Source organism: Draconibacterium mangrovi, from assembly GCF_010586825.1.
Taxonomy (GTDB): domain Bacteria; phylum Bacteroidota; class Bacteroidia; order Bacteroidales; family Prolixibacteraceae; genus Draconibacterium; species Draconibacterium mangrovi.
The window spans coordinates 1-18,223 of the sequence record NZ_JAAAGB010000019.1 but is presented as its reverse complement, the minus strand read 5'-3'; the positions used below and the strand labels follow the sequence as shown (position 1 = coordinate 18,223).

17 protein-coding genes and 1 pseudogene are annotated in these 18,223 nt (G+C 42.9%); 2 read left to right on the top strand and 16 right to left on the bottom strand.

Annotated elements, in window-relative coordinates; all coding sequences use genetic code 11:
• Positions 1–296 precede the first annotated feature (296 nt).
• A complete protein-coding gene (locus tag G4420_RS22950) occupies positions 297–860 on the bottom strand; it encodes an FMN-binding protein (protein WP_163326291.1) in 564 nt (187 codons plus the stop codon).
• A gap of 11 nt (positions 861–871) precedes the next feature.
• Positions 872–2,074 (bottom strand): hypothetical protein, encoded by a 1,203-nt coding sequence (locus G4420_RS22945; RefSeq protein ID WP_163326290.1) that lies wholly within the window; start codon positions 2,072–2,074, stop codon positions 872–874.
• Between the two features lie 694 nt (positions 2,075–2,768).
• Here G4420_RS22945 and G4420_RS22940 point away from each other — a divergent pair.
• On the top strand, positions 2,769–3,674 hold the full coding sequence (locus tag G4420_RS22940; RefSeq protein ID WP_163326289.1) for a phospholipase A: 906 nt from the start codon (positions 2,769–2,771) through the stop codon (positions 3,672–3,674).
• Positions 3,675–3,898: 224 nt separating this feature from the next.
• Here G4420_RS22940 and G4420_RS22935 read toward each other — a convergent pair whose 3' ends face one another.
• The 13 genes and pseudogenes from G4420_RS22935 to mnmH form a co-directional block, all read right to left on the bottom strand.
• A complete protein-coding gene (locus tag G4420_RS22935) occupies positions 3,899–4,510 on the bottom strand; it encodes a trimeric intracellular cation channel family protein (protein WP_163326288.1) in 612 nt (203 codons plus the stop codon).
• 22 nt (positions 4,511–4,532) lie between these two features.
• The gene (locus tag G4420_RS22930) at positions 4,533–5,099 is read right to left on the bottom strand and encodes a pentapeptide repeat-containing protein (RefSeq protein ID WP_163326287.1); all 567 of its coding nucleotides are present in this window, start codon (positions 5,097–5,099) and stop codon (positions 4,533–4,535) included.
• Positions 5,100–5,275: 176 nt separating this feature from the next.
• Positions 5,276–6,331: pseudogene (locus G4420_RS22920) on the bottom strand (glycoside hydrolase family 53 protein).
• A gap of 63 nt (positions 6,332–6,394) precedes the next feature.
• Positions 6,395–6,841 carry a GreA/GreB family elongation factor gene (locus G4420_RS22915; RefSeq protein ID WP_163326285.1) on the bottom strand — a complete coding sequence of 149 codons (447 nt, stop codon included), beginning with the start codon at positions 6,839–6,841 and terminating at the stop codon, positions 6,395–6,397.
• 60 nt (positions 6,842–6,901) lie between these two features.
• Entirely contained in the window at positions 6,902–8,032 is a 1,131-nt protein-coding gene (locus G4420_RS22910; RefSeq protein ID WP_163326284.1) for a sensor histidine kinase, read from the bottom strand.
• Positions 8,033–8,236: 204 nt separating this feature from the next.
• Positions 8,237–8,809 carry an acetate uptake transporter gene (locus G4420_RS22905; protein WP_163326283.1) on the bottom strand — a complete coding sequence of 191 codons (573 nt, stop codon included), beginning with the start codon at positions 8,807–8,809 and terminating at the stop codon, positions 8,237–8,239.
• A gap of 209 nt (positions 8,810–9,018) precedes the next feature.
• The gene (locus G4420_RS22900; protein WP_246241727.1) at positions 9,019–10,431 is read right to left on the bottom strand and encodes an NAD(P)(+) transhydrogenase (Re/Si-specific) subunit beta; all 1,413 of its coding nucleotides are present in this window, start codon (positions 10,429–10,431) and stop codon (positions 9,019–9,021) included.
• Between the two features lie 11 nt (positions 10,432–10,442).
• A complete protein-coding gene (locus G4420_RS22895) occupies positions 10,443–10,748 on the bottom strand; it encodes an NAD(P) transhydrogenase subunit alpha (protein WP_163326282.1) in 306 nt (101 codons plus the stop codon).
• Positions 10,749–10,759: 11 nt separating this feature from the next.
• Positions 10,760–11,890, bottom strand: coding sequence for an NAD(P) transhydrogenase subunit alpha (locus G4420_RS22890; RefSeq protein WP_163326281.1), 1,131 nt, complete (start codon positions 11,888–11,890; stop codon positions 10,760–10,762).
• A gap of 234 nt (positions 11,891–12,124) precedes the next feature.
• The gene (locus G4420_RS22885) at positions 12,125–12,769 is read right to left on the bottom strand and encodes a DUF4395 domain-containing protein (RefSeq protein WP_163326280.1); all 645 of its coding nucleotides are present in this window, start codon (positions 12,767–12,769) and stop codon (positions 12,125–12,127) included.
• 180 nt (positions 12,770–12,949) lie between these two features.
• Positions 12,950–13,195: a VF530 family protein gene (locus G4420_RS22880; protein ID WP_163326279.1), complete on the bottom strand. Its 246-nt coding sequence runs from the start codon at positions 13,193–13,195 to the stop codon at positions 12,950–12,952.
• Positions 13,196–13,300: 105 nt separating this feature from the next.
• Complete coding sequence (selD, locus tag G4420_RS22875) at positions 13,301–14,347, bottom strand: selenide, water dikinase SelD (protein WP_163326278.1); 1,047 nt, start codon at positions 14,345–14,347, stop codon at positions 13,301–13,303.
• Positions 14,304–15,362 (bottom strand): tRNA 2-selenouridine(34) synthase MnmH, encoded by a 1,059-nt coding sequence (gene mnmH, locus G4420_RS22870; RefSeq protein WP_163326277.1) that lies wholly within the window; start codon positions 15,360–15,362, stop codon positions 14,304–14,306. The genes selD and mnmH overlap by 44 nt, the downstream gene beginning before the upstream one ends.
• A 140-nt stretch (positions 15,363–15,502) precedes the next feature.
• Between mnmH and G4420_RS22865 the strand changes: the two genes are divergently transcribed.
• Positions 15,503–16,729, top strand: a complete 1,227-nt coding sequence (locus tag G4420_RS22865) for a transaldolase family protein (protein ID WP_163326276.1) — start codon at positions 15,503–15,505, stop codon at positions 16,727–16,729.
• A 159-nt stretch (positions 16,730–16,888) separates the two neighbouring features.
• Here G4420_RS22865 and G4420_RS22860 read toward each other — a convergent pair whose 3' ends face one another.
• Complete coding sequence (locus tag G4420_RS22860) at positions 16,889–17,935, bottom strand: M20 family metallo-hydrolase (RefSeq protein ID WP_163326275.1); 1,047 nt, start codon at positions 17,933–17,935, stop codon at positions 16,889–16,891.
• Between the last annotated feature and the right edge of the window lie 288 nt (positions 17,936–18,223).

The following is an 18,223-nucleotide window of genomic DNA, read 5'->3' as shown; positions in this document are numbered from 1 at the left end:
AATACCTGCTTTCGCTGACGGGGTGGTGTAGCAGGCGTAGATTGCTTCACTTCGCTCGCAATGACACGGTATATACAGGTTCAGGGCAGCGGACAGAAGAGAATCGTGCCGGGATAAAACAGGTCATTGTCCGCTGCAGGTTTAAACATCCAAAGAATGTCATTGCGATCTGTCAGCTGACGGAGAAGCAATCTAAGTACTTAGCCTGAATGTTATGCCTACTCAAAAAAAAAGTCCCGATCGACAACCAATGTCAACCGGGACTTAAAACGTATGTAATGTATAACTTTTGCGAATTATAACTGAAGCTTTTTCAGCAGTGCCGTTTTGTTTTCCACATCTGCGGTGATGGCATATACCGAGATGGTGGCACCTGAAATAGCATCGATGTTTTTGTCCACTTTTAACGAGCCGGAGCCATTAAAACCGATGAACTGTTTTAACCAGCCTTTGGCCGTAATTTCGTGGCCGTGCGTGGCCTGGTAGTTATAAACTTTTACGTCCCGCACGGTTTTATTCTCGTCGAATAAAATGTAATAATCAAAATATTCCGAATCGAGTGTTGCCAGCGATTCGTGTACTGCCGAACATCCTCCGGCGCGGCAGCTGTTTACCCGCCCGATGTAAATGTAACGGTAGTGGTTTTCGTTATTTTCGCTAACCAGGAAGTATTTACCGTTTATTTCGGTGCAAGCCGGGTCGGTAATTTTCATCTCCTGAACCGCCGACAGTGTTTCGATACCCGATTTCTGAAGGGTCTTTTCCAACGCTTTTGGCTGAAAATCCACCTCGCTTTGGGCAAAAGCCAAACAAGCACTAAATAAGAGGGCAATCAATACTATTCCTGATCTGAATTTCATCTTTCTGTCGTTTAAAACATTACACCAATTCCGGCGCTAAATGTTTTTGCATAAGTATCGGTAGCTGCATTTTTCACAAACTGGATATCGGTTTTTACAACCGCTCCTTTTGTTAAGGCCAGCGTAAGTCCTGTAGTAATAGCTGTTTTCTCGTAAGATGCGTTTTTAGCAATATTGTTTTCTACCGAACTGTGTGTATTTAAAAACTCGTAACGTACAAACGGCGTCAGTTGCAACTCGGTGTCAACCGTGCGGAAAACGTTGTATGCTGCCTCGGCGTAATACCCGATCATAGCGCTTCCAACATCATTCAGGCTACCGTCTTTCGCTGTAAAAGCATTGTACTCATCGGTATTTGACAGGCTGGCATAGTACAACTGGCCACGCAACTGAAGTCCTTTTACCGAATAACGGGCATCTACTCCAAGCATTGAAATACCAACTACCGATGAATCGGCCATAGCTACAGCGGCGTCATCATCTTTGTCGATACCATCGTACAGTTTACTTTGTGTATTTCCCAGATAGGCCGACAAGCCCAGGTTTAATCCCCTGATTCCGAAATATTCGATCTTACCCGCAAAATTTGGTGCGCTCATATAAGATTCAGCTCCTTTTTGGCGGCCGCTGCGCATTCCTTTTGCACCACTAAGTTTAGCCGAACCATCGTAACCGTTAAAACCGTTCATTACGTAGGCCTGGTATTTTAACGATGCCGGCAAAATTGTTCCGGTAATACCAACACCAACTTCGCGCCATGTGGTTGGCGTAATCGTATTGTCAACCAGCGGACGTTCAACACCGTTAAAAGTTGTAGGCTCGTGGTACTCGTTGATAATTCCCATAGGAACCAGCATCAATCCGCCTCTGAAATTAATGGCGTTGTTTAGTTTGTACTGTAAAAAAGCCTGCTCTACATAAACCTCTTTAACGTGCTCGTATTCAATTTCGGTAATAAACTGTGTTTTTTCGTTGAAGTTATAACCCAGCAACATAACCACACGGTGTACATCCAGTTTGCCGTTGTTATAAGTGTCGCTCGATAATGGCTGGTTGTAATGTACTTCGCCGTAACCGCCAATCAGCAGTTTGCTGTCTTGAATTAAAAGATTATCGGCTGAGTTGGTGTATTGGTTGAGATTGTTTTCATCGTCTTGTGCGAAAGCAAAAAGGCCTGCGCTTACAATTAGAAATGATAGCAATAGTTTCTTCATGATCTTTGGATAAAGTTATTAAATGTTTATGCTGCAAAACTAGTTGGAAGACTTGAGGTGTGAAATCCCAAAAAGTGGTGATTTTTTGAAGGAGTAACTACTATTAGTGGTGATGAATTGGAGGGTATATCACCGGAAATTGTGATTGCGGGGTGGAACGACTGAAGCAAACCGAATGAAAGGATAAAGCTGCGAACCACTAGCCGCCAGCTATGAGCCGTAAGTTGCGAGTTTCTATCCATTATACATTAGCTGACTAAGAAGCCATCTTTTCAACAATGTGCAAGTGGATTTTTTTGCACCGTCCTTTAGGGCGGTGATTTAGGGAATACACAACGAACAGGCTTTAGCCTTTAAGAAAAATTAATGGCTAAAGCGTGGTGCAATAGGGGGTATCAAAGGATGAAGAATAAATCAAGAAAAAAGTTAAGAGTTGAGGACGGCTCTGCCAGACGAAATCCCGACCGAAGCGTCGGGAGCAAAAGATAGATAGATTAAAGAAAGCTAGTAGCCAGAAGCTATTAGCTTCCCTCAATCTTTGTTCAATCTCAAATCATTTGATTCAGTCTAATTCAGTCCTTCATTCCTCCATCCCTTCATTCCCCTCCAACTGTTAAAAGATGTTAGCCAAACAGCAATCGCATGAGGTAAAGCATGCTGTTATTGCCTATCTTCGTACAGTAAACACCAAATGATGAGAATAAAAATCACGATGCTGCTATTAGGTCTGGTGCTTGCGGGCCACACCTCTTTTGCGCAGGAACTTTTTGGGCAGGCGGAATACACCCTCGCCGATCACTGGGACCTTGGGGATAATGAAAACGACGATAAAGATTTGTTTGTAATACGCACCTATAAACCGGTTTATGTATTGGTGGCCAAAGTGTCGAACAATGTAAACCGTTTGCCCCATAGCGGAAATCCTGAACGGAATATCGATGAGTCCATTCCGCTGAATAAAACGGAACAAATGTTTCAACTGAGCCTGAAAACAAAAATTTTTAATGATGTGTTCGGCGATAAAGTTGGCGGAGATATTTGGGCAGCGTATACTCAGGCATCGTTCTGGCAGGTGTTTAACACCGATTTGTCGCGCCCTTTCCGGGAAACAAATTACGAACCGGAAGCTATGTTTATTCTTCCTGTTCATTACCGCCTTTTTGGACTTGATGGTGTTTCTGTGGGGCTAGGTTTTAATCATCAGAGCAACGGGCGTGCAAATCCGCTGTCGCGTAGCTGGAACCGCATTGTGGCGCAGGTAGCGTTGGAGGGGAAAAATACATCGGTGGTGTTTAAACCCTGGTTGCGTTTGCCCGAACCGGATGAAGAAGATGATAATCCCGGAATTGAAAATTACCTGGGGCGCAGCGAGCTGCTACTTACCTGGGGAAAAGGAATTCATGCTGTTAATTGTACCGCCCGTCACAGTTTACGCTTTGGCGAAAATAACCGTGGAAGTATAAGGTTTGCTTATTCCATAAAAATAATTGATAACCTTAGATTCAGGGCGCAGGTGTTTTCGGGTTATGGCGAAAGTATGATCGATTATAACCACCGGCAAACGGTTGTTGGGTTTGGTCTGTCACTGGTGGAATGGTAGGGGAGTTCAAGGCAAAAGGAAAAAGTAGTTTCTAGCTTCGAGCTACGAGCTACGAGCCGCGAGTTGGATTGCAATTTTGCAATTTATCAGTTTGGCAATTCCAGCAATACATCCTCTGAATTAAAGCATTTACGTATTAAAGCAATAGAGCATTCAGGCAATCAGAGCGTTTAACCACAAAATTCCTCCTCATTCACTTCTTAGTCCCTCAGTCCTTCAATCCTTTAATCCTTATGCGTCAGCCGCGGCAGGGCAATGTTAAAACGAATGGCCAGGATACGAATGGCGATAATTGAAGATACGGTTGCTGTTTCGCAGATTACTTCTGAAACGCCCAGTCGGCTTAGCAAAAGGTACACCAGAGCTCCGGCAATACAGGCGGTGGCATAAATCTCGCGGTGAAAGATCAGTGGTACTTCGTTACACAGGATATCACGAATAACGCCTCCCACAACTGCCGACGACAGGCCCATCAGCACGGCCATCGACGGATCAATATTAAAAAGCAAAGCCTTTTTTAATCCCAGCAGGGTAAATGTGGCAATTCCAATAGTGTCGAAAAGAAAAAGGGTGCGTTTGAGTTTCATTACATGCCGGCGGAAAATGATAGTTACCACAACCGCGGCAATAATCATCCAGAAATAGTTGTTGTTTTGCATCCACGCCACCGGCGTATCGCCCAGCACAATGTCGCGCATGGTTCCGCCGCCAATGGCAGTAACAAAACCAATAACGGTAGCCCCAAAAAAATCGAGGCGCTTGTCGGCAGCTGTCAGCGTGCCGCTTATCGCAAAAACAAATGTCCCGATGTAGTCAAACCAAAGTAAAAGATCCATACTGCAAAACAACAAAAAATTATTAATCCACCTTAATGTTATACTTACTTAGCAGTCCGGGAAGCATGTCGAGCGAAAAATGAGCTCCTGCCAGTTGGTTTTGCTCCGGATTGAGAAACAGGTTGATAGAATTGCGAAGGTCGGCCTTTTGCAGATTGGTACGGCTAAAAACTGCTCCGGCCAGGTCGCATTCCGAAAATATGGCTTTGGAGAGATCGGATTCGCTAAAATCAACCTCGTGCATGGTGCAGCGGTTAAAGCGGGTGCCTTTTATTTTTAACTGGTAAAACGATGCATAGTTAAGCATACATCCGTTGAAACTGAATTCGAGTAAAAATGGGTTGCATTCGTCGAATTGTAACCCGATGAGTTTGCAATTTTTAAAGCTCACATTTTTTAAGGCGGTATTGGTAATTTTTGTGTTGCTGAAATCGCAGTTCTCAAAACTGCAGTCTTCAAAGCTATAACTGCTAAGGTCGGCAGATGAAAAAATGCAGTCGATAAAATTACAGCTTTCGTAGTCGGCCTGTTCCAAACCTTTTTCTGAGAAATCCTGGTTTTTAAAAACTTTATCGGTAATGTATGTCATTTGTATTTTTTAAGGCAAAAGTAGAAATAGAAAGGTAAAAGGCAAAAGTGGATTCTAGCTACGAGCCACGAGCTGCTGTACAATTTTACAATTTATCAGTTTAGCAATTTCCAGCAACACAGCTTTTGGATTAAAGCATTAAAGCATTCTGTCCTGCAATCATTCAGCCCTTAATGTCATGTAAATCGATCGAATACTTCAATTACCGGTTGTACATTTCCTTCTGCATCAAAAAAAGTGCGGTAGCCAAAACCTTTGTTTTCCACGGCCGGCTCCCACCAGAATACACCAGCGCCCACACCATTTGGCACATTAAGTACTACGCGGTTTACTTCCTCCAGAAACTGACGCTGTCCCTCCGGAGACTCGGCAAAAGGTGCCGGTTTCCCGATGTATTCGGCCGGTGCAAAATTTTAGGCGGCTTCCACTACAATTATTTCTTTTTGATAGGCACGAGCCATAAAGTTTAATGTTTCGCGCAAATCGAGAATTGAGCCGTGCCACCAGGGGTAATACGATTGTCCCATTACATCAAAATCCACTCCGTACGAAAGGAGTTTATCGAACCAGTATTTAGTGAATTCCTTATCGCCGCCTTTGTCGATGTGAATCATGATCTGCGGGCAGGGATTGTTACCGCAACTGGCAAACACACCATTAATTCCGGCTTGAATCAGTTCTGCAAGGTTGTTCCAATTATCGGGCAGTTTACCATCGGGCCAAAGCATGCCATTGCTGATTTCGTTGCCCACCTGCACAATGTTGGGGAAAACACCGGCTTCGCGAAACGCGATCATGGATTGGCGGGTGTATTCGTATACCGAGTCAATCAGTGTTTCGTGCGAAAGTCCTTCCCATGCTTTGGGGACGAATTGTTTTCCGGGATCGGCCCAGGTATCTGAATAATGGTAATCGAGCAGAAATTTGAAACCATGCTCTTTCGCCATTTGTGCTGTGGCAATGGTGTATTCCAGATTATTGGGAAGTTGTGATGGCGTATGAAACAGCCGCAAACGTATCCAATTATACCCGTGGTTTTTGAATATCTCGATACCTTTTTTTACTTCTCCGTTTTCTTTAAACTTAAAACCATTGTCTTCGGCTTGTTTTAAAAACGAGAGGTCGGCACCAACGGCGTATTCCTGTGCATTTGTCGATAAGTTGAACAATACAAATAAAAAGAGTACTGTCAGAGAGATTGATCTTATTCGGGATAGTTTTGATAAATGCATGGTCGTATATTTTGTTGGTTTCAGATGCTTAAAGTTAATCGATTTTCAAATAGAAGAATTGCTTTAATCAATAGCAACTATTTCAATGGCTCTTCCCATAAATGTTACTTTGTCGCCTACGCTTTTGTTGTGTAGCGCTTTTCCAATTGGCGAGGCCAGCGAAATACAAAAACAGCTTTTGCCATCCACTTCAATTTTACCCAGGGCTGTAGCAATAAAATACAGGTTTTTTCCATCAGCTACCAGGCTGCCAAATTCCACTTTGTCGAACTTTTTTTTCAGGTCGATATTTTCCAGTTCAGCTTTAAGCCTTTCGGTTTTGTGCAGTTGAACACGGTTTTTCTCAACTTCCTGCTGCATTAAAGTGCGACCGGTTTCGTACTTGTCGCCCACACTGCTTTTTGTTTCGCTGTCGCGCGATTCTTTAGCCAAGGCAATAGCCATTTGTGCCGATTCGATCCGTTCATCGATCAGCGCGATGATTTTTAAAAAGAGCTTTTCTTTGGTCATTTCGTAATAAAACAACCAAAGATATAAAGCTCAAGTGTTATAAAAAGTCTTTGTGAGTAACTATTTAGGAAGTTGAATATAAAATGTTGTTCCACTTTCTTCGCAGCTGGTAAAACCAACTTTGCCATTCAGGTATTTTTCGCCCAAAAGTTTCATGCTGTATGTCCCAAGTCCGCGGCCTTTTCCTTTGGTGGAGAAAAAACGTTTAAACAGCTGATCTTTTACTTTTCCGGGTACAATGCTGTTGTTGTGTACCGATAGTTCTATCTGATTTTCGCTTTCCTTGCAGGCAAGCGTTATTGTATCGTGCGGCACATTCATTTCAATGGCATTCTTGATCATATTTCCAAGAATACGCCGTACCAATACAAGATCGGTTGTAAGTGTGCAGTCGGTTGAATCCATGCTGATTTGAACAGGTTTCCCGTTATTCAATTCATGTTTTGCATAAGTTCTCTGCAGGTCTGTAAGAAGGGTATTACTGTTAACCTCTCTAAGCTGCAATTGAAGTTCACCTCTTTCTGCTGCACCTAATTCACGCTGTGCCTGTATTTCTTCAATAAGGTTCTGCGAAGCGCTTTCAATTGTTTGGGCGATGTCTTGTAATTGTTCAGGATCGTCAATTTCTTTAAGAATCGAAGATAAACCGGAAATGGCTCCTGCACTGTTAAGTATATCGTGAATAAAAACACGCTCCAGCGATTCCCTTCTTTTATCGGCGCTTATATCGATTACTGAAAATATCGTCAACTTTTCTCCTTCGAGATCTAAAGGATTGGCTGTAACCTCAAGATCCAGTGCGTCATTTTCGATGGTGAGTATCTGACATTGTTTAGTAGAACGTTTCCCTTTTTGCGATTCCAAAATTGCATTTACAGCTCCGCACGATTTACAGGCATTGGTAGTTCCGCATCCTGTAATCGAATTGAATGCATTGGCACAATTAAAAGTTTCTCCCGGGCGTTTTCCAATTAATGGATCATGATTAAGCTGTCTGCAAAAATCCTTGTAACTATTGTTGGCATAAACTACCTGGCGGTGTTTGTTTAAGATAATCACCATTTGCGAGATCGACTCCACAAAATTAACCAGTTGTTTATTCTCAAGGATTGTTTTTAATTGGCTTTCAAGTTGCCCGTTTGTATGACGCATTGCCGGAGCATAACTTGTTAAGGTTTGTTCTTCAAACATATGTACGTCCTTTTGATAAATGGTTTGCACAACAAATGTATCAAAAGAGTTGAATAAATAAAAGCTTAAAGGTGCTAATTCGTTAATTAATAGAGATTTTAAACAATTTTTTCATGCTGATTAGTAGTAAAGAGGTATTTGTGAAGCACAAAAAAGGGTCAAAACTATTCAGTCTGACCCTTTAAATATCTTAATACTTAGACTTTAGCTCGCTTTTTTAGCCCATGCTGTTCCAAGTGGCAGTACAGTTTTACCTGCGAGGTCGTTGATAATAATGGCTGCCATCATATACCAGGCCGACAACGCACAGAAAATAAGCTCGTAACCGGCAACTACATTCATTTTTGGGTATCCAAAATGACCAATAATCAATAGAATAAAACCCAGTTCGAGTAAAATAAATGTAATGGTCATTGCTTTGTGTACATAAAACGATGCTGCAAGCATAATACAAGTGTACAGCGCCCAGGCTACCAAAAACCAACCCACATCGGTATGCGAGGCGTTGTAAACGTTAAAATGGTTTAGTAACCAAATAATTCCCAGACCAATCCAAAACGAACCGTAAGCAACAAAGGCACTGAATCCGAAATTATTGCCAACTTTTTGTTCCATAAATCCGGCAATCATTTGTGCCAGCCCGCCAAAAACCAAACCCATAGCCAGTACAGGGCCAATGCCCAATAAACCGATGTTATGAATTTGCAGTAAAAGGGTAGTTAATCCGAAACCGGCCAGACCAACAACTGCCGGATTTCCAATTTTTTGAGTACTCATTCTTAAATATTTAAATAATTGAAATTTTGAGCCGCGAAAATAGGATTTAGAACACAAGAATCAGCCGTTATTTATTTTCTGATAAAGGGTTTAATGTTTTATTGATTTAGGACCGGCGGGCAAGGAGCAAGGGGCAGAGCGCAAAAAAATGCCACTTCGGTTTCGAAGTGGCATTTTTCACTTTGCACAAAGCTTATTACGTTTTGCTTTTACATACTCTTAATTTCACTAACCAGGCTGGAAATCGATTTCTTGGCATCGCCAAACAACATACGTGCTTTGTCGTTAAAGAACAGGAAGTTCTCGATACCCGCATAACCTTTACCCATACCACGTTTCATGATAATGATGTTTTTGGCCAGGTGTGCATCGATGATCGGCATGCCATAGATCGGGCTTCCCGGATCGTCATAAGCAGCAGGGTTTACCACGTCGTTGGCTCCAACCACAATTGCCACATCAACATTTGGCATATCCGGATTAATGTCATCCATTTCCACCAGTTGTTCGTAAGGCACGTCGGCTTCTGCCAGCAAGACGTTCATGTGTCCCGGCATACGACCAGCTACCGGGTGAATGGCGTATTTTACTTCAACGCCTTTGCTCTCAAGCAACGAATCCAGTTCGTGAGCAATGTGCTGCGCCTGCGCAACTGCCAATCCATAACCAGGAATAATTACTACTTTTTGCGAGTAGCTCAACAAAACAGCTGCATCGCTCAATGTAATTTCCTTAATACTTCCCTGAACATCAGCATGGCTTGCACCACCGCCACCAAATGCTCCAATTATCACGTTAATCAGAGATCGGTTCATTGCTTTACACATTTGTAGGGTAAGAATGGTTCCGGCGGCTCCTACGAGTATACCTCCAAGAATCATCGCTTCGTTCTGATAGATAAAACCGGCCATAGCAGCTGCAATACCTGTCAGTGAGTTCAGTAATGAAATAACAACTGGCATATCCGCGCCACCGATTGGCATCACAAAACTAACTCCATAAACGATGCTTAATACCAGCAGTCCGTATACAAGGTATGAAACGGTTGCCTGACCGAAACCGCCGAATAGTACCAGCAGAATGATGACAACAATCAACAGCATAAAGAACAGGTTTAGGTAGGTCATAAATCTGGCAAAAATATCACCCACTTTACCATCCAGTTTTCCATATGCAATCATACTACCACTAAAGGCAATACTACCTACAACCAATCCGAGCAAGGTTACTAAAAGTGCCTGATTCGGATTTTTTGTAAACTCGATTAAAGCCACAGCCGCTGATGCCGCACCTCCGGTAGCATTAAAGAATGATACCATTTGAGGCATGGCCGTCATTTTTACTTTTCGGGCCATTACGGTTCCAACTACAGCTCCCGCTGCAATAATAAGGATTACCGCTGCTGCATTGGCGAGAGAAATTCCTTCGCCGGCAGCATCTTTGTTTAATAGCAGGGTGGTGATCATTGGAAGGATCATACCCGAGGCAGCCCAGAAGTTTCCTTTTCGGGCGGTGGCAGGATTACTTTCCAGTTTCAGTCCGATTACAAACATAATGGCTGAAAGAAGATAACTGTATTCCAGGACAACTTGTCCCGGCATTAATGTATTTAGTAAAATCATAGCGTTCATCGTTATTTTTTCTTCTTTTTAAACATTTCGAGCATGCGGTCTGTAACAACAAATCCTCCGGCCACGTTAAGCGTAGCCATAAACAGGGCAATAGCGCCCAGTATCCACTCGAAAGTAGATGAAGCGTGACCAACAAGGATAATTCCTCCGATTATAATTACACCGCTGATTGCGTTGGCTCCCGACATAAGGGGAGTGTGCAACACCGATGGCACGTTGGAAATTACCTCGAATCCAAGAAATATCGATAACACTATAATGAATATCGCTTCTTTATTTTCGGTTAAAAAAGTTAATATACTTTCCATTGTTTATTCATTTAATTGGTTTCGATAACTGATTTTACTCGTTCGTTGTAAAGTTCTTTTGCATGGGTAATGCAGGTTCCTTTTACAATGTCATCTTCAAAATTCAGGTTGAGTTCACCCTCTTCTCCAATAATTAACTTCATGAAGTTCAACACGTTCTTTCCGAACATGCGACTGGCATCAACCGGTTTTTGCGCCGGGTAATTTGATTGCCCGATTATAGAAACGCCTTTGTATTCAACAGTTTCGTCGTTTTTGGTAAGTTCGCAGTTCCCGCCTGTTGATGCAGCCAGATCGATAATTACCGATCCCGGTTTCATAGCGTCAACAGCTTCTTTCGGAATCAAAAGCGGTGCTTTGCGCCCCGGAATCTGTGCGGTACAGATCACCACATTCGATTTGGCGGCCACCTCATTGATTCTGTCCTGTTGTTTCTTTTTATATTCTTCGGTTTGTTCAACGGCATATCCACCGGCAGCTTTGTCTTCGGTTGCTCCTTCAACTTCAACAAATTTACCACCAAGGCTCATTACCTCTTCTTTTACCGCCGAGCGTACATCGAAAACCTGCACCTGTGCACCCAGTTTACGCGAGGTTGCAATGGCCTGTAAACCTGCAACACCGGCGCCCAGAATGAGCACATTGGCCGGACGAATGGTACCGGCGGCTGTCATAAACATTGGGAAGAAGGTAGGCAGTTTTGCCGCAGCCTCCAGCACAGCCATATAGCCCGAAACCGTTGCCATCGACGACAAAATGTCCATGGCCTGCGCACGTGTTGTACGCGGAATCAAATCGAGACTAAATGTTGTGATACCCTTATCGAGGAAAGTTTTTACCAGCGTTGTATCCCAAAGCGGGTTGAACGCGCTAATCCAAACCTGAGAATCTTTAATTCTCCCGGTGTCACCTTCTGCGGGTGGCTGAATTTGAAGTAGAACTTCGGCTTTGGCAAACACTTCGTCGCGCGAAACTGTTTTTGCTCCAACGGCTTCGTAGTCGGCATCGGATGCAAATGCTTTTTCGCCGGCTCCCTGTTCAACCAATACCTCAACTTTCAGATCGGTAAAAGCTTTCACAGTTTCCGGAAGTAAAGCGACACGTGTTTCTTTACCGTGTTCCTTTAATAATCCAAGAATCATAAATTTTTATTTAGATAGTTATTTTGTAAATCTATAAAATTTTATTTACCGTGTTCGCACACGGAAATGTTTATTATTATGATTTACAACAGTTTTCCGGGTGACACAGTTCACATAATATTTCGGATAATAAAACCACTTGCCGGATGGTGGGGATACAAAAGGCTGAACCGGCTTGTATTTTCGCGTTTCCGTGAAAACCCAAAAATACAAGAACGGTACAGTTTATTTCGCTTATGAACTTAACCCAAACAAATCGAAGGGTGGTTTTACAAATTGCTCGTTAAATGCAAAATAGGTGAGTGCGATAAAAGCCGCAAACCCTAATACGATAAGTAAATGCGACCAGTTTGTTTTCTGAATCTCGTGGCGTGACTTTATATCGCAAACTTCTCCCGGACAATATTGCACTTTGTCTTTAAAAAATAAAGGATAAAATTTGCAACCGAGGCAAATACCAAATACGGCTTCGAAAAATAAAAATACCAGGCAGATCATGCAGATAATGCCGGTTATCGGGCTGTATGAGTTTACAATTACGGCCAATACCAACATGGTAAAAGCCAGTGCAATTCCTATTTTCCAGGCGAATTTCTTTTGGCGTGCCCCAACATATTCGGGTGTTTGGTTACGCACGATCCAACGCCCGAGAATGAGTGTTGGTGAATATTTTGGGTTAATCAGCACGCGGATCAACATGTCGGTCAGGAAAACAACAATGGCATATTTTAAGGGTGTAAAATTGCCTTGCGTAGCCTGCTGAATAGAAATAAACATCAGCATAAAAAGCATTCCTGCTGCGGCACGAATTTCTCTTTCGTTTAAAACCGGGATGGTGTATCCCTGAACGTTTTCTCCAAATTGAACGATCTTACTCATTTTGTTGAATTGATTGGTTAATAGTTGTTTTTAATTTTTATTCGTCGTTGAAATAACGCCAATATAACAAAACGTGTGGTATAAGGTTTAAACACATGAGCCATTAACATCGTGTTGACCTAAAACTTGTATAAGAGCAAGATAAATGCTTGTTGGGGGCAGATAATTTTTGAAGTTAGCTTAAGCTTTTTTTACCGTTTCAACATAAAGTTGCTCCACCTTTTCGCGGGCCCATGGTGTTTTGCGTAAAAATTTAAGGCTCGATTTTAAGCTGGGATTATTCCGGAATGAATTGATGTGGATAATATCGCCCAGTTCGTCCCAGCCGTAGTAACTTACCAGGTACACCAAAATGGCCTCAAGTGTTTTACCATGCAAGGGATTGTTTGGTTGCTTTTGAGGCTCTTTATCTGCGTTTTTTTCCATAATTGATACTGGATTCTTGATACTGGATTCTGGATACTGCGACTGTTAACTGTGACTGATAACTACGACTGGATACTGGGACTGAAAACTGCGACTTCCAGAAATTTACACTACTGTAATAAATTGTTTTTGTTTTTCGGTTAATTGTCCGAATGGTGTAGCTGTGATATTGAATTTAGCCAGGCAAACTTCTACTTCCGAAAGCGCTTCCGGTTCAACAGCCAGTAACAAACCGCCACTGGTCTGCGGATCGCATAAAATATTTTTGTAGCTGGCCTCTTTCATAGAAACATTATGCCCGTAGCTATCCCAGTTGCGCAATGTACCACCCGGAATACAATTTTGTTCCAGGTAGGGTTGAAGCATGGGCAATGTTGGAATTTTATCATATTCAATTTGTGCCGAAAGCTTGCTGCCTTCGCACATTTCAGTGAGGTGACCGAGCAATCCAAAACCCGTTACATCGGTCATGGCTTTTACACCTTCTATTTTTGCCAGTTCAAAACCGGGCGTATTTAGCTGGCACATCAATTCAGGTGCAGTTTGTTCGTGTTCGCTTGCCAGAATGCCTTTTTTCTGTGCAGTCGTTAAAATACCAACTCCCAACGGTTTTGTAAGAAGCAACTGACAACCTTTGGTGGCGGTGTCGTTTTGTTTTATGTTCTTCAGATCAACCTGTCCGGTAACGGCAAGGCCGAAAATCGGCTCCGGGCTGTCTATGCTGTGACCGCCGGCCAAACTTATTCCTACATCTTTACAAACCTGACGACCGCCTTCAACCACTTCGCGTGCAACTTCAGGGGCCAGTTTATTTATTGGCCAGCCCAAAATGGCAATCGCCAGTATTGGTTTCCCGCCCATGGCAAAAACATCGCTGATGGCATTGGTTGCAGCTATACGACCAAAAGTAAACGGGTCGTCAACAATGGGCATAAAAAAGTCGGTAGTACTGATAATGGCAGTGCCGTTTCCTAAATCCAGAACGGCAGCATCGTCGCGACTATCGTTACCAACCAAAAGATTGGGTTGAATTCCCATGTCGAGTTTTGTTTCAAGAATGGTACTTAAAACTTTAGGCGATATTTTGCAGCCGCAACCGGCTCCGTGGCTATACTGTGTGAGCTTTATATTTTTCGTATCTGACAGACTCATAAAAGGCTTTTATTTGTTTGGTTATTATTTCCGGCGAAATGGTAGCTGATTCTAAAGTGTAAATATCCTGGTGTTCCCTGTTTTTCAATCCTCTCAGGTAGTATTTGTCGTAGTATATCAGGCAGATCATCGCCACTTCAAATAGTTCGTTTTTTTCAAGGTGTTCCAGCGCATATCTGGTATTTAATCCTCCCAGTCGCTTTTCTATTCGCAGAATGGAGTCTCTCAGCATCGCTTTGTCGGCTTCTGAATAATCCTTAACCAGAAAACGCGCTCTTTCTGCCCGTGAAATATCAAGGAAAATAACCGGTTGGCGTCTCATCTTCTCAAAAAAGTTCATGGGGATATTTACCAAACCAATACGATGACTTTCGTCTTCAATCCAAATGGTTTTGGTGTAATCCAGGTCTTTCCATACCCAAAACAGGTCATTTTCAAATTGCTCGATGGAGGGTTGTTTACCGTCTCCAATACGGCCGAAAGCCGATCCTTTGTGGTTGGCCAGTCCTTCCAAATCGATAATTTGCTCGCCCTGATCTTTCAGCGAATATAAAATATGTGTTTTCCCGCTTCCGGTGTAACCACCCAAAATACAAATATTAGCTTCGGTTTTAAACGATTCCAATGCATGATTTCGGAACGCTTTGTAACCTCCGGTAATCACGTAAACCTTTGAAAAACCGTTATCGGAAAGGTGTTGGGCAAACGACCTTGAACGCATTCCTCCACGCCAGCAATGCACGGCAATTACACCATCGGGAGCCAGCTTACTTGATTCCGAAATAAACCATTCTAACTTTGGTGTAACGTATTTGTAACCCAGCTCAATGGCTTTCTCTTTTGATTGCTGAACATACACAGTGCCCACAGCGGCACGCTCGTCATTCGAGAACAACGGAATGCTAAATGCTCCCGGTATGTGCCCTTTTTCGTATTCGCCCGGCGAACGAACATCGACAAGCGGAACCGACTCGGCCAGTTTAATATATTCTGAAATACTGATCTCGTGTAACATGGTGACAAAGTTATTTATTCGGGCAATATATCATAAACAGAACGCGCATAATGTTTAAAAGTAGTTAGCAAGTATTGATTTGGCGGGTATAACCCAAAAGTTAAATTAACGTAATGATGGTATAATTACAAAGCTGAATAATGATGAATGAAAAGTTAAAGGAAAAGATCAAACAATTTGTTTTACAAGATGTAAATGAAACGAAAGTGAGTGCCAGCCCGGATCCATTCTGGCAGGGATTAAAAAATACAGGCACAGAACTTTGGCTCGACACCGGCGATATGGAGGAGGCCGAAAAAAACTGGTCGGCCGAAATGACGGCTTTAACCACCAACAACACGCTGGTAAACAACGAAATTCAGAAAGGAATTTATGATGATTTTGTTGAGCAGACGGTAGAAATTGTAAAAGACCTGCCAATAGAAGAGCAAATTGTTGAGATCGCATTTATTTTAAATGCCCGGCACGGTATTCGGCTGGCCAAAAAGTTTGGAGGCTTTGTAAGTGTTGAACTACACACCAATACGGCCTATAATTTTAATGCCATTATTGATTACGGATTGCGCTACTTTTCCATTTGTCCCGATCAGTTTATTGTTAAGGTACCCTACACAGCAACCGGATTGCTGGGGGCCCGGAAACTGCGTGAGCTGGGTGTGAAAATCAATTTTACACTTGAGTTTTCGGCCCGGCAAAATGCGATGGTGGCTGCTATAACAAAACCCAATTACTGCAATGTGTTTTTAGGCCGGATTGGCGCTTACATAAAAGATAACGAGCTGGGAAGCGGCAGCGGGGCAGGTGAGCGGACAGTTATTTCCGCACAGCATATTGTTACCGAACTGACCAAACACAATGAAACACCTACCAAATTGATTGCAGCAAGTTTGCGCCATTATTCGCAGCTGGATGCACTGGCCGGAACCGATGTTTTTACCATGCCCACAAAAGTGGCTGCCGAGGGAAAAATAAACATGGATGGCAACTTTCAATCGAAACTGAACGAAGTTTATCCGGTAGATTTAACCGACAATGCTGCCAACTATTTCCCTGAAAAATTATGGGAGGTGAGCGAAAAAGAACTGGAACTTGCAAAAAGTCTGGATGCGAATCTTCCAAAAAATGAAAATGAATTGATCGACCGGGTGCATGAAGCGGAATGCGGCGATATGTTTCCGTACCTCAGCGAAAAAGATTATAAACTGATTGCTGACGATGGAAAAATACCCAATCATCAGCGTTGGGCACAGCGTATTGCCAATGGCGAACTGGCTATCGATACCTTGCTAAACCTGGCCGGACTGGCAAGTTTTACTGCCGATCAGGCTGCTTTGGACGACCGCATCAGAAGAATAATTGGTGGCTAATTAGTGTTTGCCGGAAAACTCAGCTATTTCTTTTTCTTTGATAAGAACGCGTCAAAGGCAAGGCTTTCTAGAGTTTGGAAATCAGGGAGTTTACTTTCGTAATCGACCGTTTTCAAACCGAGAGTAACGTAGCATTTGGCGTTTTCTTACAAAGACTGATTACAGCTTTAGTTCTTCCAGTAATTCGATGTAGCGTTCAATCCCTGCAATAATTTCGCTTTTGTAAATGTATTCGTCGGCGGTGTGCGAACGTGCCGAATCGCCGGGCCCCATTTTTACCGACAGGAACGGAATAATAGACTGGTCGGAAGTGGTTGGCGAACCGTAGGTATTTATGCCTTTTTCTTTAACCAGTTTGGCAAACGGATGATGCGCCGATATGCCTGATGAATTTAAACGAACCGAACGCGGTTTAACTTCCGAGTCAATCAATTGGCTGATAATTTCAGCAGCTTCTTTGTTGGTATAGTGTTCGTTGGTGCGCACATCTACCACAAAATGACAATTATCGGGAACAACGTTGTGTTGCGTGCCGGCCTCAATTTGTGTTACCGATATTTTTACTTTTCCAAGCACTTCAGAAACTTTTTCGAACTCGAAGTTACGCAGCTTCTCAATGTCATCAATAGCTTTGTACAATGCGTTTTCGCCTTCTTCGCGGGCTGCATGGCCCGATTTGCCATGGGCGTAACAATCCAACACCAGCAAACCTTTTTCGGCAATGGCCAGCTCCATTTTAGTGGGTTCGCCAATTATGGCAAAAGTTATAGGGCTAATCTCAGGCAAAACGATCTCCATACCTCGGCGGCCTGAAATTTCTTCTTCGGCAGTTGCCGCATAAACCAGGTTGTAGGGCAGATCTTCACGCTCGTAAAAATGAACAAACGTTGCCAGAAGCGAAACCAGCGGGCCACCGGCATCGTTGCTTCCCAAACCAAATAATACATCGCCTTCTTCGATAGGTGAAAACGGATCTTTGGTGTAGCCTTTCGCCGGACGAACCGTATCGATATGCGAGTCGAGTAAAATCGTAGGCTTTTCTTCCGAATAATATTTATTGTAGGCCCAGGTGTTGTTCTCTTTTGTTTTATACGGAATACCTTCTTTTTCCAAAAATGCACGCATAACGGCGGCCGCATTTTCCTCCTCTTTACTAAACGACTGCGTAGCGATCAGCGTTTTTAACAGCTCGATGTATTTCTCCATAGTTTACCTATTGTAACGCTGCAAAAGTGGGAAAAAAAACAGAAATTCTGACTTTGTGTGTAGCTGAAACATCTTTTCAAATTAAGAAAGTTATGGTTTGCGTTTGGAAACAGTCGTGGAGATTATTACCCCCGGTTTTTGGGAACATGCCCTAAGGGGCGCAAGATGCGCCCCTATATTTTTGCTTTGTGACTCGTCCTAAAAAAAGTTTACAGGTTATTACTGTAAATTTATTTCTTTTTTATAATAGTTCTTCCATCTTTTTCTAATCGTTAAGCCTTTGATTTG